Origin of the sequence: Glaciecola sp. 33A (genome assembly GCF_002836745.1) — a bacterium.
Taxonomy (GTDB): Bacteria; Pseudomonadota; Gammaproteobacteria; order Enterobacterales; family Alteromonadaceae; genus Glaciecola.
Map to the genome: position 1 here is coordinate 18,792 of NZ_PJAR01000036.1, position 26,369 is coordinate 45,160.

Annotated in this window: 24 protein-coding genes; 19 read left to right on the plus strand and 5 right to left on the minus strand. The window is 41.4% G+C overall.

Annotated elements, in window-relative coordinates:
* Positions 1-117 precede the first annotated feature (117 nt).
* The 6 genes from CXF81_RS07315 (at position 118) to CXF81_RS07340 (ending at position 7,223) form a co-directional block, all read left to right on the plus strand.
* Positions 118-516, plus strand: coding sequence for a MerR family DNA-binding transcriptional regulator (locus tag CXF81_RS07315; protein WP_101180710.1), 399 nt, complete (start codon positions 118-120; stop codon positions 514-516).
* Positions 513-1,682, plus strand: coding sequence for an isovaleryl-CoA dehydrogenase (locus CXF81_RS07320; RefSeq protein WP_101180711.1), 1,170 nt, complete (start codon positions 513-515; stop codon positions 1,680-1,682). The genes CXF81_RS07315 and CXF81_RS07320 overlap by 4 nt, the downstream gene beginning before the upstream one ends.
* 90 nt (positions 1,683-1,772) lie before the next feature.
* Positions 1,773-3,380, plus strand: a complete 1,608-nt coding sequence (locus CXF81_RS07325) for a carboxyl transferase domain-containing protein (RefSeq protein WP_101180848.1) — start codon at positions 1,773-1,775, stop codon at positions 3,378-3,380.
* A gap of 123 nt (positions 3,381-3,503) precedes the next feature.
* On the plus strand, positions 3,504-4,298 hold the full coding sequence (locus CXF81_RS07330) for an enoyl-CoA hydratase/isomerase family protein (protein WP_198556343.1): 795 nt from the start codon (positions 3,504-3,506) through the stop codon (positions 4,296-4,298).
* Complete coding sequence (locus tag CXF81_RS07335) at positions 4,295-6,286, plus strand: acetyl/propionyl/methylcrotonyl-CoA carboxylase subunit alpha (protein WP_101180713.1); 1,992 nt, start codon at positions 4,295-4,297, stop codon at positions 6,284-6,286. Before CXF81_RS07330 ends, CXF81_RS07335 begins: the two co-directional genes overlap by 4 nt.
* A 37-nt stretch (positions 6,287-6,323) precedes the next feature.
* Positions 6,324-7,223: a hydroxymethylglutaryl-CoA lyase gene (locus tag CXF81_RS07340; protein WP_101180714.1), complete on the plus strand. Its 900-nt coding sequence runs from the start codon at positions 6,324-6,326 to the stop codon at positions 7,221-7,223.
* Between the two features lie 55 nt (positions 7,224-7,278).
* On the opposite strand, the gene CXF81_RS07345 is transcribed toward CXF81_RS07340, so the two are convergent.
* A complete protein-coding gene (locus CXF81_RS07345; RefSeq protein WP_232771833.1) occupies positions 7,279-8,535 on the minus strand; it encodes an MFS transporter permease in 1,257 nt (418 codons plus the stop codon).
* Positions 8,536-8,705: 170 nt separating this feature from the next.
* On the opposite strand from CXF81_RS07345, the gene CXF81_RS07350 reads away from it, so the two are divergent.
* Positions 8,706-9,587 carry a mechanosensitive ion channel family protein gene (locus tag CXF81_RS07350; RefSeq protein WP_101180715.1) on the plus strand — a complete coding sequence of 294 codons (882 nt, stop codon included), beginning with the start codon at positions 8,706-8,708 and terminating at the stop codon, positions 9,585-9,587.
* Between the two features lie 153 nt (positions 9,588-9,740).
* Positions 9,741-10,997: a glucose-1-phosphate adenylyltransferase gene (gene glgC, locus CXF81_RS07355; RefSeq protein ID WP_101180716.1), complete on the plus strand. Its 1,257-nt coding sequence runs from the start codon at positions 9,741-9,743 to the stop codon at positions 10,995-10,997.
* A 150-nt stretch (positions 10,998-11,147) separates the two neighbouring features.
* On the opposite strand, the gene CXF81_RS07360 is transcribed toward glgC, so the two are convergent.
* Together CXF81_RS07360 and CXF81_RS07365 are read right to left on the minus strand one after the other, a co-directional pair.
* On the minus strand, positions 11,148-11,999 hold the full coding sequence (locus CXF81_RS07360) for an alpha/beta fold hydrolase (RefSeq protein ID WP_101180717.1): 852 nt from the start codon (positions 11,997-11,999) through the stop codon (positions 11,148-11,150).
* A complete protein-coding gene (locus tag CXF81_RS07365) occupies positions 11,986-13,020 on the minus strand; it encodes an AraC family transcriptional regulator (RefSeq protein ID WP_101180718.1) in 1,035 nt (344 codons plus the stop codon). The genes CXF81_RS07360 and CXF81_RS07365 overlap by 14 nt, the downstream gene beginning before the upstream one ends.
* Before the next feature lie 178 nt (positions 13,021-13,198).
* Here CXF81_RS07365 and CXF81_RS07370 point away from each other — a divergent pair, with 178 nt between their 5' ends.
* Positions 13,199-14,359 carry an alkane 1-monooxygenase gene (locus CXF81_RS07370; RefSeq protein ID WP_101180719.1) on the plus strand — a complete coding sequence of 387 codons (1,161 nt, stop codon included), beginning with the start codon at positions 13,199-13,201 and terminating at the stop codon, positions 14,357-14,359.
* Here CXF81_RS07370 and CXF81_RS07375 read toward each other — a convergent pair.
* Complete coding sequence (locus tag CXF81_RS07375) at positions 14,351-15,679, minus strand: MFS transporter (protein WP_101180850.1); 1,329 nt, start codon at positions 15,677-15,679, stop codon at positions 14,351-14,353. The genes CXF81_RS07370 and CXF81_RS07375 overlap by 9 nt on opposite strands.
* A 168-nt stretch (positions 15,680-15,847) precedes the next feature.
* Between CXF81_RS07375 and CXF81_RS07380 the strand changes: the two genes are divergently transcribed.
* Positions 15,848-16,651 carry an acyl-CoA thioesterase II gene (locus CXF81_RS07380; protein WP_101180720.1) on the plus strand — a complete coding sequence of 268 codons (804 nt, stop codon included), beginning with the start codon at positions 15,848-15,850 and terminating at the stop codon, positions 16,649-16,651.
* A 28-nt stretch (positions 16,652-16,679) separates the two neighbouring features.
* On the opposite strand, the gene CXF81_RS07385 is transcribed toward CXF81_RS07380, so the two are convergent.
* Complete coding sequence (locus tag CXF81_RS07385) at positions 16,680-17,525, minus strand: HDOD domain-containing protein (protein ID WP_101180851.1); 846 nt, start codon at positions 17,523-17,525, stop codon at positions 16,680-16,682.
* Positions 17,526-17,983: 458 nt separating this feature from the next.
* Here CXF81_RS07385 and CXF81_RS07390 point away from each other — a divergent pair, with 458 nt between their 5' ends.
* The 9 genes from CXF81_RS07390 (at position 17,984) to CXF81_RS07430 (ending at position 26,368) form a co-directional block, all read left to right on the plus strand.
* On the plus strand, positions 17,984-19,231 hold the full coding sequence (locus tag CXF81_RS07390; RefSeq protein WP_101180852.1) for a GGDEF domain-containing protein: 1,248 nt from the start codon (positions 17,984-17,986) through the stop codon (positions 19,229-19,231).
* Positions 19,212-20,618 carry a glycosyltransferase gene (locus CXF81_RS07395; protein WP_101180721.1) on the plus strand — a complete coding sequence of 469 codons (1,407 nt, stop codon included), beginning with the start codon at positions 19,212-19,214 and terminating at the stop codon, positions 20,616-20,618. The genes CXF81_RS07390 and CXF81_RS07395 overlap by 20 nt, the downstream gene beginning before the upstream one ends.
* 565 nt (positions 20,619-21,183) lie before the next feature.
* Positions 21,184-23,907, plus strand: coding sequence for a cation-transporting P-type ATPase (locus CXF81_RS07400; protein ID WP_101180722.1), 2,724 nt, complete (start codon positions 21,184-21,186; stop codon positions 23,905-23,907).
* Positions 23,908-23,919: 12 nt separating this feature from the next.
* Entirely contained in the window at positions 23,920-24,474 is a 555-nt protein-coding gene (locus CXF81_RS07405; RefSeq protein WP_101180723.1) for a Na+/H+ antiporter subunit E, read from the plus strand.
* Entirely contained in the window at positions 24,471-24,728 is a 258-nt protein-coding gene (locus CXF81_RS07410; RefSeq protein ID WP_101180724.1) for a monovalent cation/H+ antiporter complex subunit F, read from the plus strand. The genes CXF81_RS07405 and CXF81_RS07410 overlap by 4 nt, the downstream gene beginning before the upstream one ends.
* Complete coding sequence (locus CXF81_RS07415; RefSeq protein WP_101180726.1) at positions 24,725-25,051, plus strand: monovalent cation/H(+) antiporter subunit G; 327 nt, start codon at positions 24,725-24,727, stop codon at positions 25,049-25,051. The genes CXF81_RS07410 and CXF81_RS07415 overlap by 4 nt, the downstream gene beginning before the upstream one ends.
* Entirely contained in the window at positions 25,041-25,331 is a 291-nt protein-coding gene (locus CXF81_RS07420; protein ID WP_101180727.1) for a hydrogenase subunit MbhD domain-containing protein, read from the plus strand. Before CXF81_RS07415 ends, CXF81_RS07420 begins: the two co-directional genes overlap by 11 nt.
* Positions 25,324-26,073, plus strand: coding sequence for a hydrogen gas-evolving membrane-bound hydrogenase subunit E (gene mbhE / locus CXF81_RS07425; RefSeq protein WP_101180729.1), 750 nt, complete (start codon positions 25,324-25,326; stop codon positions 26,071-26,073). Before CXF81_RS07420 ends, mbhE begins: the two co-directional genes overlap by 8 nt.
* Positions 26,063-26,368, plus strand: coding sequence for an NADH-quinone oxidoreductase subunit K (locus CXF81_RS07430; RefSeq protein WP_232771834.1), 306 nt, complete (start codon positions 26,063-26,065; stop codon positions 26,366-26,368). The genes mbhE and CXF81_RS07430 overlap by 11 nt, the downstream gene beginning before the upstream one ends.
* Position 26,369: the final 1 nt, after the last annotated feature.

Genomic DNA, 26,369 nt, shown 5'->3' on the forward strand with positions numbered 1-26,369 from the left:
TTAGTAATAAACCAGCTTTCGATTGAATCTTGTTGATCTGTATAAAGCTTTAGTTTACCTTTACGTTAACTCAGCTTTACGTAAACGTAAAGTTTAAGAATATAAAAAGGAAAACTTGTGACTCAGGAACAGCAATATTCAATTGGCGAGCTGTCTAGGTTGTTTGATATTACAGCCCGTTCTATCCGTTTTTACGAAGAGCAAGAATTATTAGTTCCTGAGCGGCAAGGACAAAGCCGAATATATCATTTAAAAGATAAGGTTCGACTTAAATTAATCCTTCGCGGTAAGAGGTTAGGCTTTTCATTAGCAGAAATCAAAACACTTTTTGATTTATATGATACCAACTTAAATAGTGCCCCACAGCTTAAAACAATGCTGGCAATAACTGAACAAAAACGAGCAGTGTTAAATCAACAACTAAATGATATACAAATGCTCATGATTGAACTGGACGACGTGGAAGCGCGTTGTAAAGACGAATTAACTGAATTGCAAAGAGGTAATAACCTATGAATGCGCCCTACCCAACGCTAAACTTCGGTCTTGGTGAAGACATCGATATGCTGCGAGACCATGTCTACAATTTCGCGCAAAGTGAAATTGCTCCACTCGCTCAAAAAGCCGATGAAGACAATATGTTCCCAAACCATCTTTGGGCTAAATTCGGAGATATGGGTTTATTAGGTGTCACGGTGAGCGAAGAGTTTGGTGGTTCTGACATGGGATACCTTGCGCATACTGTCGCCATGGAAGAGATTTCAAGAGCTTCCGCCGGAATCGGCTTAAGCTACGGTGCACACTCAAATTTATGTGTGAATCAGTTGGCAAAAAATGGGACTCAAACACAAAAAGAAAAATACTTGCCTAAGTTGGTCTCAGGTGAACATATTGGCGCATTGGCCATGAGCGAACCTAATGCCGGTTCAGATGTTGTCAGCATGAAACTAAAAGCGGACCAAGTTGGCGATAAATTCATATTGAACGGCAACAAAATGTGGATTACCAATGGGCCTGATGCTCATGTCTTCATTATCTATGCAAAAACTGATGTATCAGCAGGTGCAAACGGCATCACTGCATTCATTGTCGAAAAAGGAACGCCGGGATTCACTCAAGCCCAAAAGCTAGACAAACTTGGCATGCGCTCCTCAAATACATGCGAGTTAGTTCTACAAGACTGCGAAGTCCCCGCTGAAAATATTATTGGCGGAATTGGTGGTGGCGTAAAGGTGCTTATGAGCGGTCTTGATTATGAGCGTTTAGTTTTATCTGGCGGACCGCTGGGTATTATGCAAGCGTGTATGGATATTGTTGTGCCTTATATCCATGACCGTAAGCAATTTGGAAAATCTATTGGTGAATTCCAATTGGTACAAGGTAAAGTGGCTGATATGTACACTCAAATGAACGCTGCTCGCGCTTATGTTTATGCCGTTGCTCGTTCATGTGACCGCGGTGAAACGGCGCGTAAAGACGCCGCTGGTGCTATTTTATATAGTGCCGAGTTAGCAACCAAAATGGCCTTAGATGCGATTCAGTTATTAGGTGGAAATGGCTATATTAACGACTATTCAACAGGACGTCTTTTACGTGATGCCAAACTCTATGAAATTGGCGCAGGCACCAGCGAGATTCGTCGTATGTTGATTGGTAGAGAGCTGTTTAAAGAATCTACATAGCACGAGAAATACAATAAGGTGACTCATGGACAACCACCTTACATGACAATATCAAATTTGCCTTACAATGCCATTATACGAGGTGCATCAGTGCCCAAAATTACAACTAAGATAAACATCAATAGCCAAGCGTTCTCTGAAAACGCAGCGCACATGCAAATGCAAGTAGACGACTTACATCGCCTTGTTAGCCAACTAGCCGAAGGTGGCGGTGAAAAAGCCTGCAAACGACACACGGATCGCGGTAAGCTGCTGCCCAGAGACCGGATTAACGCATTGATTGACAACAACAGCGCATTTTTGGAAATATCACAATTAGCTGCGTGGGAAGTATATGACGATTATGTTCCCTGCGCTGGTGTTATTGCGGGTATTGGCAGAGTCTCTGGTGTTGAGTGTATTATTGTCGCAAATGATGCAACAGTAAAAGGCGGTACTTATTATCCACTGACGGTTAAGAAGCATTTACGCGCACAAACGATTGCTGAACAAAACAATCTCCCCTGTATTTATCTCGTTGATTCTGGTGGTGCAAACCTACCACGTCAGGACGATGTTTTTCCAGATAGAGAACACTTTGGACGAATATTCTTCAATCAAGCCAATCTGTCAGCACAAAATATCCCGCAAATAGCGGTGGTTATGGGTTCATGCACCGCGGGTGGAGCATATGTGCCGGCAATGGCTGATGAATCAATTATTGTGCGCGAACAAGGCACTATATTTTTAGGCGGCCCGCCACTTGTGCAGGCAGCGACAGGTGAAGTTGTCACCGCTGAAGAACTCGGCGGTGGTGATGTGCATTGTCGAACCTCGGGGGTAGTCGATCATCTCGCCAATAATGACCTTCATGCCCTACAAATAGCACGTGACGCGGTGGCTCGTTTAAATCGAAAACGACCAACCATTGCCGATAAAAAGCCAGCGGTTGCGCCACTTTATGATATTCGTGAAATATATGGCGTAATCCCCAAGGACAGTAAAAAAACCTATGACGCCAGGGAAGTAATTGCTCGCATCGTAGATGCTTCTGAATTGCATGAGTTTAAAGCGCTATATGGGACAACGCTGATTTGTGGTTTTGCTCGCATAGAGGGCTTTAACGTTGGTATTGTGGCCAACAACGGCATTTTATTTGCAGAATCAGCCCAGAAAGGGGCGCATTTCATAGAGCTGTGCTCACAACGCAAAATACCCCTCGTATTTTTGCAAAATATTACCGGCTTTATGGTAGGAAAACAATACGAATCAGGCGGCATAGCCAAGCACGGAGCAAAAATGGTAACTGCAGTTGCGTGTGCTAAAGTGCCTAAGTTCACCATTCTTATAGGGGGTAGCTTTGGCGCTGGAAATTATGGTATGTGCGGTCGCGCGTATGATCCACGGTTTTTGTTCATGTGGCCAAATGCACGTATCTCGGTTATGGGTGGAGAGCAAGCAGCGGGCGTGTTAGCGCAAGTGAAAAAAGACCAAGCGGCAAGAGCCGGTGAAGAGTGGACGGATGAGCAAGACCAAGCAGTCAAAAAGCCGGTTATTGATACCTACGAAAAACAGGGACATCCTTATTACGCTTCAGCGCGTTTGTGGGACGATGGTGTTATTGACCCTGCCGACACAAGACGTGTTTTGGGCTTAGCTATTTCTGCATCTATGAACAAAGAAATAGAAGAAACTAAATTTGGTGTATTCAGAATGTAAGTCAATCATAAAAGGTGATAACAAAAGGCCATCACATGGAACAGTCACATGGGTTAGTTATAATAGTCAATGCTGGCAACATAGTGAAAACAAACTGAAGCTGATTTACAGATGGAGAAGAAGATGACAGAGCAACAAGCAATTACAATAGACATCGATGGCAGAGGCGTTGCAACCGTCACGCTCAATCGTCCACATATTCATAATGCTTTTGACGATACCGTTATTGCTGAGTTGATCAGTGCATTTGAATCTATTCATCAGAATGATAATGTCAGAGTGATGGTTCTCGCGGCAACGGGCAAATCATTTTGTGCCGGTGCTGATGTAAACTGGATGAAAAAAATGGCCAGTTATTCATATGCGCAAAATAAAAAAGATGCGGGCCAACTAGCTACGCTTTTTAGCTCGCTATATAACCTAAATAAACCGACTATTGCTAAGGTGCAAGGCGCTGTATATGGCGGCGGAGTGGGTTTAGTTGCTTGTTGTGATATTGCAATAGGTAGCAAATTAAGTAAATTTTGTTTAAGTGAAGTTAAACTGGGTTTAGTTCCCGCGACGATCAGTCCTTATGTTATTGAGGCAATAGGGCCACGATTAGCTAAGCGCTATTTTATGACGGCGGAAGTGATGTCCTCGCGCAGAGCGAGGCGCATCGGTTTGCTAAGCGAAGCTGTTAGTGAGGAAGAACTCGACTCTAGTGTAGAAAATATTGTCTCACCGCTTCTTAAAAATGGACCAAGATCCGTTGCGATTGCTAAAACACTTATCAATAACATCAGCCGCAGAGCAATTGTTCAGCAACTTATTGAAGAAACGAGCGATTTAATAGCCACTGTTCGCGTCTCTGATGAAGGACAAGAGGGGTTAACTGCGTTTGTAGAAAAGCGCGCACCGAATTGGAAAAAAGCATGATCAAGAAAATACTGATTGCTAACCGAGGCGAAATTGCCTGCCGCGTAATAAAAACAGCAAAAATGATGGGTCTATCAACTGTCGCCGTTTATTCTGAGGTTGATGCTAATTCATTACATGTAAAACAAGCTGATGAGGCTATTTGCATCGGCCCCGCTCCCTCCAAAGATAGTTATTTACGCGGCGATTTGATTTTACAAAAAGCCAAAGAACTTAACGTCGATGCCATCCACCCTGGCTACGGCTTTTTATCTGAAAACGCGCAATTTGCAGAAGCTTGTGCACAGCAAGGTATTATTTTTATTGGCCCGACTATCGAAGCCATAAAGGCGATGGGTTCAAAATCAGCTGCCAAGCAAATAATGCACCAAGCAGGTGTTCCGTTAGTGCCTGGTTATCACGGTGACGATCAAAACCCAGCTTTAATTAAGCAAAGTGCTAATGAAATGGGTTATCCGGTATTACTAAAAGCCACAGCAGGTGGAGGCGGCAAAGGGATGCGTCAAGTTTGGTCGGAAGCCGAATTTGATGACGCTTTAGCTGCTGCAAAACGCGAAGCAATGTCGAGTTTCAGTGATGATAAAATGCTGGTGGAAAAATATCTTACTGAACCGCGACATGTTGAAATCCAAGTTTTTTGTGATAATCATAAAAACGGTGTTTACTTATTCGAACGCGATTGCTCAATTCAACGTCGCCATCAAAAAGTCATCGAAGAAGCCCCTGCCCCGAATATGTCTGAAGCACTTCGTGCCCGTATGGGTGAAGCAGCATTGAAGGCAGCCTTTGCTATCAATTATTCTGGCGCCGGCACGGTGGAGTTTTTACTCGATACCGATGGCAGGTTTTATTTTATGGAAATGAATACGAGACTACAGGTTGAGCATCCCGTGACTGAGATGATTACCGGAGAAGATTTAGTTGAATGGCAAATACGTGTTGCAAATAATGAAACGCTGCCAAAAACTCAGTCTCAACTAGTAATGCAAGGTCATTCTTTTGAGGCTCGCATTTATGCAGAGGACCCCAATAATGATTTCTTGCCAGCCACTGGTATATTGCAACTGCTAAAAACGCCAATAACCAACGCAAAGGTAAGGATCGACACCGGTGTTGAGCAAGGTGATGAGGTATCTATTTATTACGATCCGATGATCGCAAAATTAGTTGTTTGGGATGAAACTCGTGAAAAAGCGTTATCCAGATTAGAAACCTGTTTACAACATTATGCGATTGGCGGTGTTACAACGAATATTGATTATCTGCGCAGAATTGCAGGTTCAATGCCTTTTAAGCAAGCACAATTAACCACTGACTTTATTGAGCGTCATAACGACAGTATAAGCACAGCAACAATGGTAGAGGTCGATACCTATTTACCCGCTATTGCGCTGGCTTACTTATTGTCTGAACGAGCAAATTGCGAGGACAGCCTTGAGAATACGCCGTGGGGGATATACGACGGTTTTCGCAGCAACTTAGTCCATCAACAGTCTATTGCGCTTGTTATTAATGATAAAATCCATACCGTTAGCACCACAATGAACAGCGCTAATCAATGGATTTTAGATAACAACGGTAAGCAACACGTGGTGTCTGGAATCATTACTAGCGACACACTGTCATATAGCTTAAATGGGGTGAAAGCAAAGTTACCCGTCATGTTTAATAACGCTGAAATAAGTTTATTTACACCACAGGGGATGCTGACTGCGCAGATTCAAGCGGCTGATTTAGGCGAAATTGGTGAAGATGATCATGCCAACTCGGTTATCGCACCAATGAACGGAACTGTGGTTGCACTGCTAGTTAAAATCGGTGAGCGGGTCAAGAAAGGGCAACAGCTAATTATCGTCGAAGCCATGAAAATGGAACACAGTATTAAAGCCCCATATGATGGCATCGTAGCAGAGTGCTTCTTCAAGCAAGGTGATTTAGTCAGTGGTGGTGTCGCTTTGGTTGACATTACGGCGAGTGATGAACAATAGCTAATGCCCTTTCAAAGCCATAAACAAGGTAATCTCAATGTTTGATTTACTACCAAAGACAGTCGAAATCGTTGAAGTAGGCCCGCGTGATGGTCTGCAAAACGAAAAAAGAAGCTTAAGCGCACAAGACAAAATCGATTTTATAGACCAATTGTCAATGATCGGTTGTAAACGCATTGAAGCAGGAAGCTTTGTTTCACCCAAATGGGTACCGCAAATGGCTTCTTCAGATGAAGTTATGCGAGCAATAAAGCGCTGTGAAGGTATACGCTACAGTGCATTAACCCCAAACATAAAAGGGTTTGATTTGGCCATGCAAGTTAACACTCAAGAAGTGGCTATTTTTGGGGCAGCTTCTGAATCATTTTCACAAACAAATATTAATTGCAGTATTAAAGAAAGTCTCGAACGATTTGCGCCTGTTGTAGCAAAAGCAAAAAAGCTTAGTATTCCAGTACGTGGTTACGTTTCTTGCGTAATGGGCTGTCCTTATGAGGGCGATATAAAGATTGAGGACGTTGTCTGGGTCAGCAAAGCGCTACTGGACATGGGATGCTATGAGATTTCACTGGGTGATACTATCGGCGTTGGTACTCCACTAAAAACCAAAGCCCTCATAGAAGCTTGTTTGCAGGTTATTCCGAGTAATCAATTAGCCGTCCATTTTCATGACACTTATGGTCAAGCGCTGGCGAATATATTAACTGCTATTCAACTTGGTATACGCGTTATTGATAGCTCTGTGGCTGGTCTTGGTGGCTGCCCTTATGCCAAAGGTGCTTCGGGCAATGTCGCCTCCGAAGACGTGGTCTACATGCTGCATCACATGGGCATAGACACTGGAATAAATTTAGACAAGCTGATTCAGGTAGGAAAATCAATATCCGCTAAGCTAAATCGTAATAACGGATCAAAAGTGGGTGAAGCGACGCCTTAAAATGGCGTTATCGGCGCTTTAAGAAAAATTGAAAACTGCGGTTTTCTATATAATTTTAGTTTTTCATGAATACACTAAGCAACAACCCGATGCTCAGACCTAGGGCAATCACTAGAAACAAAATAAGATTCCCTGAAAATGTTAAGGTTGCGTAAAACGCGCCCAAGAATAGAATAACAGCTCCAATTGATGTATTGGCCTTGCCAATAAAGTCTGTTCTGTCGGCACCCTCTTTGACATCTAAGGCATATATTTTGCGGCCAGAACGGGCCCCATTATGCCCGACACTTATTAAAAAATAGCCAACAATAAACCAAATTGAATGGATAGATTGAGCAAGCTCAAACTGAATGATAAACACCGTTGCTAAACACACCAATAACACCATGAGTGCGCCCAATTGCATGGTTAATTTCGCATTATGATCAGAAAGCGTCCCCCAAGTATAAGAAGATAAAATGCTCGCAGATGCTTGCGCTATTATAAAACTGGATAATGTAATCAAGCCATTTTGTGACGATAAGCTACTCGCCCAAATAATGTAAAATGGCGCAATTAGTGCAGTATGTACAAAACATGACCTCACTAAGATAAATAACCCAAGTTGACCTGAGAACGTGGCAATATAAGCTTTTATTTTTGCCGCACTTAAGTATTCCTTGGCCGCATTATCGCCAACACCGCGTTTACTTTCTACCTTCGTTTCAAGGTTTTTTAAGGTCAGCACACTGACCAGCATCGCGACAACACATAATACCGCGATTATCAGTATAACTTGTTCGTCCATTTTACCAGACAAAAGGGTAAATGCGCCAAATAATAGAGACAAAACACCCGCAGCAGTGGAAGCAATTCCGACAACGTTGCCACGCTTTCCTTTGTCCAAATGCCCGGCTTGAATGTCTTTCATTGTGAGGGAAGTCATTGCTCTGGCCAAACTTAATCCAGTTAGTGCCACTAGCACCAGCAGTCCAATGCTAATTGCATAACGTCGGCTAGCTTGATCCATAAATAATGGCAGCACTAAAAGTGGTACGAATATCATGATGCCAATAAAAAATGCTTGCGTTAACATACTAATTACCCAAGGCAAACGACGACTATTTTTGGTTATCAGCCAACCACTCATCAAAGCTTGGGGTAACAAAGATCCCGACTCTCGAAGCGGAACCAACAAACCGAGCATCCAGGATGGAGCACCTAGGATATTCAACAATGTAGGCAGTGTTGTTTTAGCCGACAACAAAATATCAGTCAACTTGCTCAACACAAGCGCAACAATGATGCGAAATTTAACGCTTTGTTTGTTCACAAAACCTCTCTTATTTACCCTCAAGGTTACTGTAATTCCTAGTTTATTGCTCTTTTTATATTAGTAATTTTAGCTAACTTGGGCTAGGTATTCGTATTTCGCGTTTAGCTAAGCAATCTGTTACTCTTACGTTACAAGTTACTAGCGCGTTTAAAAGGTGTTACACGTCCATGTTAGTAGACCAATTTATTGTCTACCTAGAAAATACCAACCTACAAAAGACGATTATTTCGGTCTCTCTTATTATCTTAGTTGGTGTGATTAATTCAATCTTGAAACGTGTTCTGGTCGATAGAGGTAAAAAGCTTAATAAAAATTATCGCTCACAAGTAAACACATCAAACAACTCCCTTAATATCAGTTTAGTTTTTTTTATACTGGTGCTGTGGTCTAGCGAAATACAGCAATTTGCCCTCTCCCTCGCGGCATTTATGTTTGCAATCGTATTTGCTACCAAAGAGTTTATTCAATGCTTCATCGGTTATTTTTACTATTTAAGTGCACGTCCCTTTCGCATCGGAGACTGGATACAAGTGCAAGACGGTGTCGGTGAGGTTATTGGTTCTGACTGGACCAAAATCACCATGCTCGAAGTTGATTTGCAGTCCAATAGCTATACCGGAAAACATTTGTTTGTTCCGAATAATCAACTATTGCTAAAAACAGTCAAAAACTTGAATTTCTTAAGACGATACAGCATGAACCATTTCACAATAACCTGTGAACCTTTAATTGATGTCAATCCAATTATTGATAAATTAGAAATAAGTGCACAAGAATACTTCCAAGATTTTGCCGATGTGGCAGAGCGTTATAAAAAGTTCATTGAAAAAAGAATGGATATTGATTTTATTAGTATCGAGCCTAGTTTCCATGTGCATACGAACCAGTTTGCCAAGATTTGCATAACAATTGACTTATTTTGCCCCGTAGAACTAAACTTAAAAATTCAACAAGCAATTACCAAAGAGTTCTTTTATTTATGGCACCAAAGTGTTGGGCAAAAAAGTAGTGTCGCTGCTCTCGACCAAATAAAAGTGCTAACAGACTAATCAATATCATGATTTATACACAACTTTTTTAAAAGTTGTGTATATTAAATTAAATCTACATTTTTTTAACATTTCAGCTTAATAAATTCTTATTAATGGATTTTTTAGCCGGTTAATATACTTTTTCTTTTGGATTTTATAAGGGAATGCTAAATGCCTACAAATAATAACGAACGCTATATTAGTAATTTAACAAAAGACACCTATGCGCTTGTATTAGCTGGTGGTAGAGGTTCTAGGTTGTATGAGTTGACAGACTGGCGGGCCAAACCGGCTCTCTATTTCGGCGGTAAATTTCGTATTATCGACTTCCCTCTTTCCAATTGTGTTAATTCTGGGATACGCAATATAGGTGTCCTCACGCAATATAAGTCACACTCTTTAATTAGGCATTTGGTGCGTGGTTGGGGACATTTTAAAAAAGAACTAGGCGAATCAGTCGAAATTTTACCTGCGTCTCAACGCTTTTCAGAAGAATGGTATCAAGGTACAGCCGACGCCGTTTATCAAAACATTGATATTATAAGAGATGAGCTACCAAAATATGTAATGGTATTATCCGGTGACCATATTTATCGTCAAGACTACGGCCATATTCTTGCACAACATGTTGAGTCTGGCGCAAAAATGACAGTCAGCACGATAGCAGTACCTATTGAGCAAGCTAGAAATGCCTTCGGCGTTATATCAATTGACGAAAATAGTAAGATAATCGAGTTTGTTGAAAAACCCTCTGAGCCAACTCCGCTAGCAGGTTCACCTGGTTATTGTTTAGCTTCTATGGGTAACTATGTTTTTGACACTGCTTTTTTATTCGAACAACTAGAACGCGACTCGCAACAAAAGGGCTCAGAAAGAGACTTCGGCAAAGATATTATTCCAGCGATTATCGACAATCATGACGTATATGCTTTTGAATTTTCAAAAAGTAGCAAGAATGACTCGTATTGGCGAGATGTGGGTACGCTAGACTCATACTGGGAAGCTAACATGGAATTAGTGACTCCTGTTCCTGCATTGAATATATATGATAAGCAATGGCCTATTTGGACTTACCAAGAACAATTACCGCCCGCTAAGTTTGTGATGGAGAGCAACGAAAATCGCGGTGACGCCCTAAATTCGGTGGTTTCTGGTGGCTGTATTATTTCTGGTTCCACGTTAATTGAAAGCATCTGCTTTAGTAATGTAAGAGTAAATTCGGGTAGTCGAGTTGAACAGACCGTGGTCCTGCCAGAAGTAACTGTTGGTGCAGGCTCAAAAATAAAAAAAGCAATTATTGATCGTGGTTGTCAAATTCCTGAGGGCACTGTAATTGGGTATAATCATGATGATGACAGAGCGAGAGGCTTTCGTGTCTCAGAAAATGGTGTTGTGTTAGTCACAAAAACTGAATTAGAAAACCTTTAGTTCCTTTTTAATTAGACTATATATGGGGGCGTATGCCCCTTTTTAATATCAACGTCTATGCTACGATGAATAACAGAATAAAAACGCTCAGTATGTTTAAAAGGGCGTTTAAAAGGGCGTTTAAAAGGGCGTTTAATAAAACAATGTTACTTATCGTTGAGCAAGAAAACCGGCAATCAAGGTATTGATTCGAGACGCTATTTGAATCGGCCTTTCAAGTGGGAACATATGCCCACCAAAATCAAGTGACTCATGTGTAATCGCTGCATTGCCCTTAATAAAGTGATTTCGAAGCTTTGGAATACACACGTCAGTGTGCTTACCTGTTAACAAATAACTAGGGGTTTGTAATTTGCCGTAGTGCTTATGCAGATTGTCGGGAATGGTTCTGAAAATATCAGCTTCTACTTGCACATCAAAATGCAGTAATCTTTGCCCCTGATGCTCACGTGTTGCGGCGTTAACATAGTCAGCAATACAATCAACGTCCATATTTTTAAACAGCGCTCGGTTCTTAAAGTACTGCACCAGATCGGTTTTATGGTGCCATTTTGTATTCCTCATTTTAGTCTTACCCGCAGGCGTTATTTTATCAATAAATATACTCTTCTTCGCAAACTTGAATATCCAGCCCGCGAGACCGGTAATTAACGGCGGATCCAGCATAATCAAACCACAAAACATAGCAGGCTTTTTACAACAGGCTAAATAAGAGATCACCGCGCCAAATGAATGTCCAACTAACACGACAGGCAAGTTAACACCTATTGCGGCTTGTTTGATTTGAACATACTGAATCAGTTCATTGACTTGATTTTCCCAATTATTGTTTAATATAAACTCCGGATTATGAGCGAATTTGTCTAATGCTATCAGTTCGATATTGTCACTTAAATTAGCAAACAGTTTTGTATAGCTACTTGCCGGAAATCCATTAGCATGAGCGAAGTGTAGGATGAGTTTCTTGTCACTTGTCTTGTTCTGCGCTTCACTTTGTTGCATTTGTTATCCTGTTTCTTGCTATCCATTCTCTAGGGGCAACGCCAAGCCATGTTTTGAATGCTCTGGTAAAGTTGGCACAATCTGAATAGTTTAATAAATCTGCGACTTCAGTCACTGTTTTTCCTTGTTGCAATAATGTCACTGCGCGGTCTGTTTTTATTTTTTGTAGTAATACCTTAAAACTCGTCCCTTCCCTTTCAAGGGAGCGATGTAAAGATCGTTTGCTGACGTGCAATTGTTGTGCAACATCGTCTAGACTGAAGCTTATGCCGTCATCTTGCGTTAACACTCTTTTTACGCGATATCCCGTGCTTAAGTTTTGATATAAGTAAGAATCTAGTTCTTTTTGACAGTTGAGTACTGCACGTTGGAAGCTAAAGTCATCAGCCGAGGCCAACGGCTTATCAATGAATTGCTTTGAAAAAAGCAATGAACAATTCGGTTTATTAAATTCAAGCTTAGCTGCTTTAATGTATCGATACTTATCCTCATAGTTCGGTTTGGCGTAATCAAACGTAACCACATCGATAAGCAATTGACTGTTGTCTTGAAACTTAATGACGTGCAACATATTCACAATTGCTATCATTACAGCTTCAATAACTGCGCGGTGAAGACTTCCCTGCCAATGCTCATCTGTTAACGTCACCAATACTTGTGACCCACCAATATCGTAATTGAGTTTTATCAGTGGCACTCTGATTGGTAAAAACTTAACGTGAAAGTCGAGCACCTGGCGTAAAGTGGCACTGTTCAATATAGCCAAGCCAAAATCACCATGATGTGCAATTTCTAACCTTTTACCAACTGATAATCCGAGGTCTTCGAATCCGCGAGTTTCAATGACTGTTTTAATTAAACCATCAAACTGCTGCACACTCACCCTAGCGTCAGCTTCTAACAACTTAGCCAAGTCTAATCGTTGTGACGCGAGCCACTTTTCAATGCCAATACCTGATTGTTTTAGCACACTTATTACGTGTCCAAAATAATAGGTTGGCAAGCTAATCCTCTCAGTCATTGAGTTAAATTCTCCAATGTAGGGTTGATTTTCCGCCTAAAAATAAGCGAATAACGACTAAATTAAACTACGCTAAAAATAACAAATTGGCAACAAATGACTAACTGATGGCATGCATTGATATTATTCATTGCTTGAAAGCGTGAGAAAGTAACAACATCAGAAAAGGAGAAATGACATGTTTCACTATTTAAAATTTACTAATTACTTTATTACCACGTTGTTAGGGGTCAGCACGGTACTTTTTGCGCAGCATTGGATTTTATTCGGATTTGGTACTTTTATTGCATTTTATATTATCGGTGATACCTTTTTTGGCGAAGACCTTAGTCAACCTAAATTGACAAAAAAGTGGGCACTGAACGCGATGTTATATGCATCAGTTCCAACTACTTTTATTTTGCTGACCGTTTGTATTTGGTTGGTTACACCATATGATTGGGCCGCAATGCATTCGCTATCTGCTATTCTGGGATATGATTTTATTGCAGCCAAAGCAAACACATCGATTATTGAAATTTTTGTCGCTGTTATTTTTTGCGGCCTAATGCTTAGTGGTATCGCAACCGTTGTTGGTCATGAATTAATACATCGAATTGGAAATAAAAAAGCGGTAACAACGGGACGTTGTTTAATGGCACTCAGTTTTGACGCCAGTTTTTCAATTGAGCATGTATTTAATCACCATGTTCATGTTGCTACCGAAAATGATCCAGTGACTGCTCCACGTGGCCGTTCTATTTATAAACATGTGCCAATCGCCGTATGGGGTACCAACAAATCAGCGTGGCAAATAGAAGTAAAACGACTCAATCGAAAAAAACAAAGGAGCTTCAGTTTACATAATCAATTCATTACCGGTTGGTTAATGACAGCTGCATGGTTAGGGTTTGTTTTTTTAGTAGGCAATTGGCAAGGCGTATTTTTTGTCTCTGGTATCGGTTTAGCTGCTAAAATTACACTTGAAATTGTAAATTACATGGAGCATTACGGCTTAGTCCGCCACCCTCGTGAGCGTGTGATGCCAAAACATTCATGGAATACCAATAGAAAAGTGAGTTGTTGGGCAATGTTTAATTTGCCTCGCCATAGTCACCACCATGCAAAAGGCGCAGTACCCTTCGAAAAATTAGAAGCCATGCCTGATGCACCAGTAATGATCGGTGGCTATATTTCGACAATAGTACTGGTACTATTGCCACCTCTTTGGTACAAATTAATGCAACCTAAATTGCAACAGTGGGACGACACAATGGCGAACGAAAGTGAACTCGCTATTCTCAGGTTACAACAAGGGCAAAGTATAGCAAGTGTTGTGGATGACAGGCGCTTAGTCTAACGCCTGCATCCTTTCAGCTTCATGCCAGTCATGTTCTATTTTGGTGGATGCCCAATAAAATGTAGCGATAGACAATAGATAAGGTAATAACAACCAACTGAGGGATGTCCGCAAGGCTTCCGCCTCGCCCATCGTTGCTGACAAGGACTGGCTTAAAAGTCCAATAATTGTTGGCCCACCACCCAGAGCAATAATGTTCAACACAAAGAAGAACAGTGCAGTCGACATCGCCCTAGCATTGACCGGTGCCAGCGTTTGCGCAATCGCAAAACACGGCCCTAAATACATTCCGCTTGCAAACAGCATCACCGTCATTAAACCAATTGACAACCAAACACTGCCAACTTGCAGGGAGAAGTAGAAACAAGGGACACCAATGATCAAAGCAAGAGTAGGTAACAATGCATATGCCCGTTTAGATTTCCGACCCCACTTGTCTGCAATTACACCACCTAACCAAACACCCAAAGCATAAGCAGTGCCATTCACAATACCGAAAACAATCAATAGATCTTGAATTGGCATATCCGGATGTATTCGAACGTAAAAGTCAATAATCCACGTTGATATTGCATAGTTACCAAACGAACCGAAAGAAATTCCTAAGCACATTCCCCACCAAGTCGGGATTTTTAGTAAACGTTTTACGGATATCATAAAGTCCATTTGTTGAGGACCATTCGATACCCTTGCCCTCTCTGGTTCTTTGACGGTGAGTTTCATCAAGATAGCTAAAAAAACACCAGGCAGTCCAACACTAATCATAACAGTACGCCAATCGGCTGAGCCGCCATCAAGAAAAAATGCAGCTGCAAAATAAGCGGCCATGATACCAAACGGTATGCCCAAAGAATAAAATGCTAACGCTTTTGCGCGCTCAGTTTTATCAAACAAATCTGACAAAATAGAATGACTCGGAGGACTGCCGCCTGCTTCACCAATACCAACGCCAACTCGCAATATGGCTAATTGCCAAAAATTAGCAGCAAAACCCGACAGTGCCGTGAAGCCACTCCATAGTGTTAAGGAAATACCAATAATGTTGACTCTGTTGTAACGGTCAGCTAACCAAGCAATAGGAATGCCGACCACTGTATACAATAATGCAAATGCAAAACCCTTAAGCCAACCGAGTTGAGCATCATCTAAGCCTAAGTCCACTTTGATAAAAGGCGATAAAATGCCGATGATTTGCCTATCTATAAAATTAAATGCATACACTAGCGTTAAGATGATAAGTACGTAGTTACGATAGGCTCGAGATGGCTTTATGTTCTCAGCCCCTTTTGATACATCAGGTATTTCTATTGAATCAGCCACAATCACTCCAAATTTGTATTCAACGTCCATATTGGATCAGCTATGACGACTTTGCCACTTGATGTTAATGATTTGTGAACATAAGTATAAGTAGGTTGAAGTTACTTGCAACTCAAGATCATTGCAGACAAAATAGTCATATCGGACCAGTTACATTAAGCATAATCAATGCATATTGATGAGTTACTTGCATTAGCAAAAACACAAAAATCCAATCCTAATTTAGTATTAACCATTCCTTCAGGTTGGTCGCAAGGCCGCACAGCGTATGGTGGTTTATCAGCTGGCTTGTTATATGCTGCAGCGCGAGAATATATTGAGCAAGAAAGAGTAATGCGATCAAACTCAACTAACTTTGTTGGGCCACTAATTGCAGAGAAACCTTTTACCATCACCGTTGAAGTTTTGCGTGAGGGAAAGAACGTTAGCCACGTCATGGTAAGAGCCATACAAGAGAATAAAACCTGTGTTGTGTCGCAAATTTGCTTTGGGAATAGTCGAGAATCAAGCATTTCAGTGCCAAATCAAGACACTCATAACATAGCATCGCCATTGCGGGATGCCTTCATTCGTGCTGCTCCAAAGGTAACACCGGCGTTTTTAGAACACCTCGATTTATCGATTCAAGATGGCGGACTGCCTTTTTCAACACAAAAAAGCTCGCATTATCATGGTTGGATGAAATTCAAAAAGGCCCCAGCAGTTTTTACCGACGCCCACCTTATTAGTATCATTGATGCTTGGCCGCCGACACTTTTACAGATGCTGAGCGCACCAGCGCCGGCCAGTTCAGTTAGTTGGAATTTAGAATTTATTCATCCACAAAGAACGATTTCAGGCAATGACTGGTTGGCTTACCAAGCCCACACACGCCATGCGGCAGATGGATATGGACATACTGAAGCGAACATATGGGATAAAGATGGCGAACTTATTGCCATTAGCAGACAAACAGTTGCAATATTTGACTAAGTATTGTTGCGCTTAGCTATTTACTTAGCTAAGCGACTTTAAATGCATCAGGGTTAAATAAATGGATAACTTGTTCAACTTGGTAGTTAGTATTATCAAGTGCTTCCTCAATGTCATCACGACTTAAATTCAATGATTCAAACATAAAAAATGGTAAATGTGTTTCGAAGTTATAATGATGAGGGAAGGTGTTGATAATAGAGAGTTCATACGCTAACTGCATAATTTGAACCTCAGGCGTTTCAGCCGCTGAATCGTCGTGGTGCTGCATCGCAATGGTAGATACAATTGAATCCGGTAACATCCACTGCTGCACCAGTGCTGCTGAAATTTCAGCGTAAGTGAAACCAAGCACATCATACTGACATTCTTTTGGATTGAGTTTCGCATCAAAACGCGCACAATCTTTTGCCAGTGTTGGATCTAATTTTAAAACGACTAGCTCGCCAATGTTATGAAGGAGACCATTTACAAATAATCTATCGGGATCTTTAATGCCTTTTGAGATAGCGAAATGTTTAGCCAAAATAGCGCAACTGACGCTTTGTTCCCAAAATTTATCTAAGTCGACAAATTGACTTTGCTCTTTACTAAACGCATTTGATAAGCCAAATACCAATGCATAGTCATACACTGCAGAAGTGCCAATAACCTGAATGGCTCTTTGTAATTTATCTATCTTTCTTGGAAAGCGATAAATTGCACTATTCGCAAGCTTGAGAATGTGCGCAGCTAAGCCCGGGTCGGTCTGTAAAACGGCAGATATGCTATTTGCGTCAGAACGATCGTCATCAATTAAACTTTTAACTCTGACAGCAGTCTTTGGTACGGCGAATAAGTCAGACACTTTTTTTGCATAATCAATTGCGTTCATAATTACCTTTTTAAACATTTTCAATTTTCTGGTGGCGGTTGAACCATCCTGGTACTGAACATTCACGCGTAACGTCTTTAATAATACGCCCGTTTAATAGCTAATAATATTTTTTTACACTAATCTACTTGTTACTTCAAGGGATAAACATATTATTGTATCCAAGCCTGCGGTTATGCAGACGCAATCTAGGATGTAGTCTGATGTTTGGTAGCCGGATAGAATAAACTTATGCCGACCGTGACCATGTACAAGGTATATAGTTTGCAACTTCCGTGTGTTTTTGACACTTTTGTCGCCTGTTTAATAATGTCAAAATAATAAGTATTAGTAAACCGCTGAATTATACAGTGATATCATCGTCGTTTCGCGCCGCTATATTGATAAGTTATCAATAGCATAATATGACTTTTGGAAAAGGCATCGAACAATGCAAGCAGTTAAAAATAAGAAGAGTTATGTCCGCAAATAAAACGGCGCTTCCCATCATTTTTGTGGCAATACTTTCTGTTTGCTTAATGTTTTTGATTATTAACAGTACGACATCATTACTGTCATTTCCAGTCGCGAGTCTTGTCCCTTTTGTATGCATAAGCCTGTTGTTCATTATTATACTCAATCTAGCTATGCGACAAGCATTAACCATGTACGCTGCGAGCATAATAGCCTTCATCACCATCTCACATTTTTATATTATTCCTGGTTTAAAAGAGACAACTGAAAACCTAAAAATTGTCACCGATAGCAAACCTTTATTATTATCTTTTATTACCTTACTACCGATTTTTGGTCTCATTAAAATTCCAGCTCACAAGATACTCAAAAGTGTTATTTATCTGTTTGGCAGTTTGGTCGCATGGGGATCTTTTAGTTTGCTTATTGCGACATTGGAATTGCCTATATTACACATTGTAGAGCGCGCATTGAGCGGTATTGGGATTAAATCGCCATTTCAAAACCTCTTGTTATCGCCGCTGCAATTTGTATTAGTCAGCATCAGTGCAATGGCACTCGTTATTTTACTGATTAAGTCATTACACAATATCTATTTATTTGCAATTGCCTCTTTAGCGACCTTAGCTATGGTTTACATGTCTTCACTCAGTATTATTTTGTTTGCTATTCTGGGCAGTGTTCTGTGTCTATTTTCTGCCATCATTACTAGTCGAAATATGGCGTTCAATGATGAGTTAACTGGGATCCCTGGCCGGCGTTCACTGACACAATATGCGCAGGAGATCTCTGGTCAATTTGCCGTTGTAATGATAGATATCGACTTCTTCAAGAACTTCAACGATAAATATGGGCATGATGCTGGCGATAATGTAATTAAACTTGTCGCTAGCAGAATAGCAAAAACGGGAAATAGAGGTCGAGCTTTTCGATACGGCGGCGAAGAGTTCACACTGGTATTTGATGGAAAACACATTGATGATGTTCGTGAAACAATTGAAGATTTGCGCGTGCAGTTGGAATCCTATCCGATGGCAATTCGAGTTCACAATAGGTCACAAAAGTCTGCCTCCGAGTCAAAAAATAGAAGATATTCCTCTGTAAAACAGGAAATTGTTAAGGTCACCTGTAGTTTTGGTATTGCACAGAGCTCGCTTGGTAGTAATGGCTTTAAAGCTGCTATAAAACGCGCAGATTCTGCTTTGTACAAAGCCAAGAAAGGTGGCCGTAATTGTGTTAGAACAATCGAATAATAGAGTTCTATTTATTGGTTTGGTATGGCCAGAACCAACATCTACCGCTGCTGGACAAAATATACTCAGCTATATAAATTTATTCATTAGCAATGGCTACGAAGTCACGTTTGCTTGTGCTGCTGACAAATCAGAGCATTCGGTTGCATTAACGACAATAGGTGTTAAGGAGCAACCAATAACCTTAAATGACAGCAGCTTTGATACTTTTGTGTGTCAGTATGCGCCAAATATTGCTGTTTTTGATCGTTTTATCAGTGAAGAACAATTTGGGTGGCGTGTTTCTTCATCTGCGCCTTTATGCATGAAAATATTGGATTGTGAAGATCTGCATTTTTTGCGTGATGCTCGCCACCAAGCATACAAAAATACTAACAAAAGCGACGTCAATGCAGATATACCCGAGCAAGCTAACAGTTATTTATACAGCGATATTTGTAAAAGAGAACTAGCATCGATTATACGCTGCGATCTCAGTATCTTACTCTCCAATTATGAGTATCAATTACTCACGACGGTATTTTCAATACCTAAGACTATTTTACATTACTGCCCTTTTCTACTGCCTGAATTAACGGTAAAATCGCTAAAAACTTATGCTCAACGAGTTGACTTTATTAGTATAGGCAGCTTCAGACATGCACCAAATTGGGATGCCGTACTTACCCTAAAACAAAAAATTTGGCCCCAAATTCATCAAGCATTGCCCAGTGCTCGCTGTCATATTTACGGTTCGTATCTAACACCAAAAGCAAAACTACTGGAAAATAAAAAACAGGGATTTTTGGTGCACGGTTACGCACAAAAGGCGAAAGAAGTTATTGGTAGCGCTCGTGTTTTATTAGCTCCTTTGAATTTTGGTGCCGGTATCAAAGGGAAATTGGTAGACGCCATGCAATGCAGTACACCATCGGTTACCACAGACATTGGCGCTGAAGGATTATTACCGGCAACTTTGGACGAGAACGACAAGGGTGATTTTGATGCCAGCAATATTATACCAATGCCGCGCAGCGATAAATCTGATATTACCAATTTAGTCAACCAGTCGTCAGATCAATTTGAATTGTGGCCAGGCGCTATTAATAACATTCAATCATCAACTAACGCCTTTATTAAATCATCCATTGCCCTATATACAAATGAAAAAGAATGGACTCTGGCCAGCAATAAAAGTCAGCCTCTATATTCATCAATATTTAACTATGCACAACAGTCTAAACAATTAATGCATTGTATCGACTTCATTACGTCTAGTTTGACGAAACATCGTCAGCAACACTTTATAGGACAGGTAATGCAACATCATACAATCAACAGTGCGAAATACATGAGCCAGTGGATTGAAGCGAAGACGCGTTTAAAGGAAAATCAATACACTGATTAGGCGTCATTCTTTATTGCATAAGACGCTTTTTGCGCGCGCAATTGCAGCACTTGCAACACTTGGACCACTTGCCAGCGAGCATCTAATCGAGTTCATGCTAACTCAATTTAATATGTTTAAGGTGGTCTAAATTAGGCTATTTCCAGCGATTTTTCTGCAACACCCGTTACTGCAATACGAAGCCGATTCTATCCCGATAGACAATTTTTAGTTTTCTTGTTGTCATTACAAAATCTGAGTTCAATTATGAATTTAGATCTTGCTACTGATGGTGAATACAAGCTAGATATGGTTTGCCAGACGCGTAAATTCAGATTGCTAAAAACTCTGTTAAATAATGAGTTGCAATATCTCCTCCCTTGATAAATCAGCTTGCCACTACTATCCACGGCAAATAAAGATAAAAATAAAAACAATAAAACTCGTATTTTATTGACTTTATAAATAAAAGCATCGGTTTTTACGATCTATTAATGATTTTAAATCGACTTTTGTTTTGAACAATTAGTGGCTATATTAAACCGCTGACATACCTATATTAGTATCTGTTAATTTGGAGATAACAATGAAACTCAAGTCTACATGGCACGACCAAAGTACGGATAGCGTGGCGTCTTCGTTAGTTACGAACGTTAAAGAGGGTCTTAGTTCAGATGAAATTATTGAAAGACGAGAGCGCTTCGGTCGCAACAAAATTACTGAGCATAAAGGTACCGGTCCGCTCAAACGTTTTTTACTGCAGTTTAATCAACCGCTTGTTTACATTTTACTAGCGGCATGTGCGGTTACCTTATTGCTGCAAGAGTTTGTTGATTCGGCCGTTATATTTGCGGTGGTTTTGGTTAACTCCATTATTGGTTTTGTGCAAGAATCGAAGGCCCTAAATGCAATAAATTCACTTTCTAAGTCGGTAAAGACAAAAACAACGGTAATACGCGCAGGCAAACGTCAAGAAATATTGGCGGAAGAACTCGTGCTAGGCGATGTTGTCGTATTGCAGGCAGGCGATAAAACACCTGCAGATCTTCGCTTAATCAAAATACGCGACTTAAAAATTGATGAATCGTCGCTAACTGGCGAATCGTTAGCGACAGAGAAAGACGTATCCACGTTATCTGAAAACTGCCTATTAGGCGATAGACGTAATATGGCCTTCTCTTCTACGCTAGTGACCTACGGCACCGGCATAGGTGTTGTTGTTCACATAGGTGATAATACGGAAATAGGTAAAATTTCTGGAATGATAGCCACCACGAAAACCCTTGATACCCCTCTTACCAAACGAATTACGAGTTTCAGCCATGTGTTGCTTTATGCCATTCTTGGACTAGCGGCCCTCACCATATTTATTGGCTGGCTCCACGGCAGACCGCTGGTTGATACTTTTATGGCAGCGGTTGCACTTGCCGTAGGTGCTATCCCAGAGGGCCTGCCCGCAGCTGTGACTATTATGCTGGCAATTGGTGTATCTCGAATGGCAAAAAAACGCGCCGTAATACGCAACTTGCCTGCGGTTGAGACTTTAGGCAGTACCACCGTAATTTGTTCCGACAAAACGGGTACCCTTACTAAAAATCAAATGACGGTTACTGATATATGGGCAGGCGGCCGCAGTTTTAGCGCTAGCGGAAGTGGTTATGATCCACTCGGAGAATTTAGTGAAGGCGATAAGGTGGTGACTTTGCCGACTGTTTCAGCCGGATTCATGACCTTAAAAGCGGGTTTTTTATGCAATGATTCGCAACTTAACGCTCCTGATCCTGCGCTAAAAAAGCCGCATCAACAGTGGACAATTACTGGCGACCCTACAGAAGCCGCTTTAATTGTTTCGGCCGCCAAGGCGGACATTAATGAAAGCCACCTTACGCAGAATCGTTTAGACATAATCCCTTTTCAATCAGAATATCAGTACATGGCAATTTTAAATGCTGAAGAAGAAGGTAATGTTGTTTACATGAAAGGCTCTATTGAGAGTGTTTTACCAAAATGTATTAATATGCTTGACCATAGTGGTGAACAGATAGAGCTTACCACTGCGCTTATTCACCACCAGGTGCAAGAGATGGCCAGTCGGGGCTTGCGTGTGCTGGCCTTCGCGCGCAAAAGAGTTGACTCAAATACCAGCAGTATTAGCCACGAATTTCTAGCTCAAAATTTAGAGTTTCTGGGATTGCAAGCGATGATAGACCCCCCTCGTCCTGAGGCAGTAGAGGCTGTAAAAGCCTGCCATCTTGCTGGCATTGATGTGAAAATGATCACTGGCGACCATGCTTTGACGGCGACTAGCATCGCTCATCAGCTAACTATTTTGAACAACGCTAGCGGCAATGCCACTATCACTGGCCAAGAGTTGGCCCTACTCACGCAAGACGAACTGATGGAAGCCGCACTAAAATTCAAAGTATTTGCTCGGGTTACTCCCGAAAATAAATTGCAACTTGTAAAGGCCCTACAGGCGCAAGATCAAGTGGTTGCAATGACCGGCGATGGTGTAAATGATGCACCGGCATTGAGGCGCGCCGACATTGGCGTTGCCATGGCCTTAAACGGCACGGAAGTGGCGCGCGATGCGGCCGACATGATGCTTATTGATGACAACTTTGCAACCGTAAGAGACGCTGTAGAAGAAGGAAGAGGCGTTTTTGATAACTTAAAAAAGTTCATCGTATGGACGTTACCCACCAACGGAGGGGAAGGCTTAGTCATTCTCGTTGCGGTTATTTTAGGAGTGTCGCTACCGCTGTTACCGGTGCATATTCTTTGGATAAATATGACGACAGCTATTTTCTTGGGCTTAATGCTTGCTTTTGAACCAAAAGAGGAAGGTATTATGCTGCGCCCACCTAATATTCCAAATGCGCCTATTATCGACAGTATATTAATATGGCGTATTGTGCTGGTGTCATCATTATTATGCATCACTGCATTTGGTCTTTATGAATTAGAGTTGAGTCTAGGTGCAAGCGAAGATCAGGCGCGAACAGTCGCAGTTGCGATGTTTGTGGTCGGCGAGGCCTTCTATTTACTGAACTGTCGTTCACTTGAGCGCTCTGTTTTCTCAGTGGGTTTATTTAGCAACCCTTGGGTCTGGTTTGGGATATTCATTATGGCAGTACTTCAGGGCTTGTTTACCTATTTGCCAATAATGAACGCATGGTTTGGCTCTGCCCCAATAGATTTCTATTCATGGAGCCGTGTGTTCGCCTGTGGTGCCCTTATCTCCGTTATTGTAGGCGCCGAAAAGCACTGGCGGTTAAAAAGCAAGCAAAGCACGTCACAAAGGCGTTAACCGGAGGCTCACGTGTTAAATCATAATAAAGCTAGTCGCGTTAAAGGGCGGTCGCGTTATAAAGAAATATTTCTGAAAACCCTTCTCTTTGGTGTGCTTTGGTGGAGTTTGGTGGAGAGTACATTTAGTTCGTGGCTTATTGGTATAATAGTAGTGCCTTTTGCTGCTTGGTTGAGTATCACCTTATATCGGAATAATACTCAAAAATCAGAAAACACCACGAGCTTTAGCATTGTCGGTTTACTTAAGTTTTTACCTTTCTTTGCCTGGCAGTCTCTTAAAGGAGGCTACCAAACGGCATCGCTTGCGCTTAGCTCGCGCGCAGCGCCAGCCGACTTTATAGAGTTTGAGACGTTTCTAGGCTCACGCAGGGAAAAAATACTGTTTATGCACATTATTAGTCTTATGCCCGGTTCGTTAACCGCAAACATTAACGGGCAAATCATACGTATTCATATCCTCGATATAAATGAATATAGCGAGGATGGTTTGCGGGATTGTGAACAACGGTTAAGCAGAATTTTTGTTAATTATGATCCGCTCAGCACAACAGGAGGTGAAAAATGATTGTTTATCTCACTATAATTGCCATGTTGTTAACACTCACGCTGCTAGTGGGCTTAATTAGAGTCATTATTGGCCCTAGCGAATCCGATAGAATGCTTGCCTGTCAGTTATTTGGGACCGCGGGAGTTGCTTTAACGATCCTACTGGCTGTGGTGCAACAACAAGCAACGCTTTTAAATTTAGCGTTAGTGTTGGCGCTTTTGGCACCGCTTACCTTAATTGTGTTTGTGAAAAGTAGGAGGGGGTCAAAATGAACATTGTTGATATCTACACCATCGTGATGACCAGCGGCGGACTTATTTTTTTTATTGCCGGCACTATTGGGCTTTTACGCTTCCCAGATGCCATTAGTCGACTGCATGCACTAACCAAGGCCGACAACTTAGGACTTGGTTTGATTGTGCTTGGCATTTTGCCCCAAGTAAGCTCTATATTTGATGCTGTTCAGCTACTGTTTATTTGGTTTATTGTGATGCTGTCAGGTGCCGCTTCATGTTTCCTCATTGCTAATATTGGCAGCGCTGCCAACAAGCTACCTAGTGATTTACAAAACAAAGGGGTCAATAATGAGCTTTAGTTTTCTACTGGACATATTTTTAATAAGCGGTTCACTCACCATGGCGTGGCTATGCTTGTTTAGTCACGATTTGCTCAAAGCGATTACATGCTTCGTATGTATGGGCCTATTTGTCACGCTAATGTGGATAAGGCTTGACGCTTGGGACGTTGCCATAGCAGAGGCTGCAATTGGTGCAGGTTTAACTGGCGCTTTACTATTATCTAGTCGACGAGGTTTAAAAAAAACCAAAGCAAAAAAAACATCGGCAGAAAACGAGTCGGGAGAACAGGATGTTTAAAAAAATAGTGTTCAAAGAAGATGCCAGTAATGAACCAGAAAAAGGACGTTTATCAACTCCGATGGCCTTGCTGTGTGGGTCATTGGTATTGGCCTTATGCACTTTATTGGTGGCTGCTTTAATAAGCACTCAAAGGCACAACGAAGGCTTGCAACAGGCAGTGTCAAGCATGCTTAATAAAAGTGGCGTTGAGAATCCGGTTACTGCCGTGTTACTTAATTTTAGAAGTTATGACACATTATTAGAAATTGCCGTGTTACTAATTGTGGCTATTGTGATGTTACCGCAGGCGACTGTGTCTGAGTCTCATTCACTTATAAGAGTTCAACAATCGGCAAATGCCGGCATTATTATGTCTAGCCTTCTTCGATTTTTGACCCCTACCCTTATTATAATGGGCGGCTACATGCTCTGGACCGGCGCTTATTCTCCGGGCGGCGCATTTCAAGCGGGTGCGCTAATTGCTGGGGCGGGTATTTTAATTTTTACCAACGTTCAATATCAGGTAAATATGCACAGTTTTGCGTTTCGCGTATTGCTCAGCATTGGGCTCTGCATTTTTATCTTATCAGGCTTTGCCGTAGCGTTGCAGACTGGTCAGTTTTTAGAATACCCAGTAAAATATGCCAGTAGCATTATCTTATTTATTGAAACTGCCGCAACGGTCTCTATAGCCACCACTCTGTTATTGCTGTATTTAGCCGTAGCGGGAACACAAGAGGACTTTAATCATGATACTTAGCCAACTCACACCAGAAATCATGTATAGCGCGTCAGGGATCGCACTATTTGGTATAGGCTTACTGGGTTTGATTATCGTACCGCATATTTTCCGTAAAATACTTGCCATAAACGTCATGGGGGTCGGCGTTTTTATGCTGTTGGTGTCCAGCGCTAAGCGCGCGAATCTTGACGCCGACCCCGTTCCTCATGCCATGGTATTAACTGGTATTGTAGTGGCTGTTGCAGGAACAGCACTCGCTCTCTTTTTGGTTAAAAAAATACAAGACTCAGAATCGTTAGAGAAAAGTCAATAGA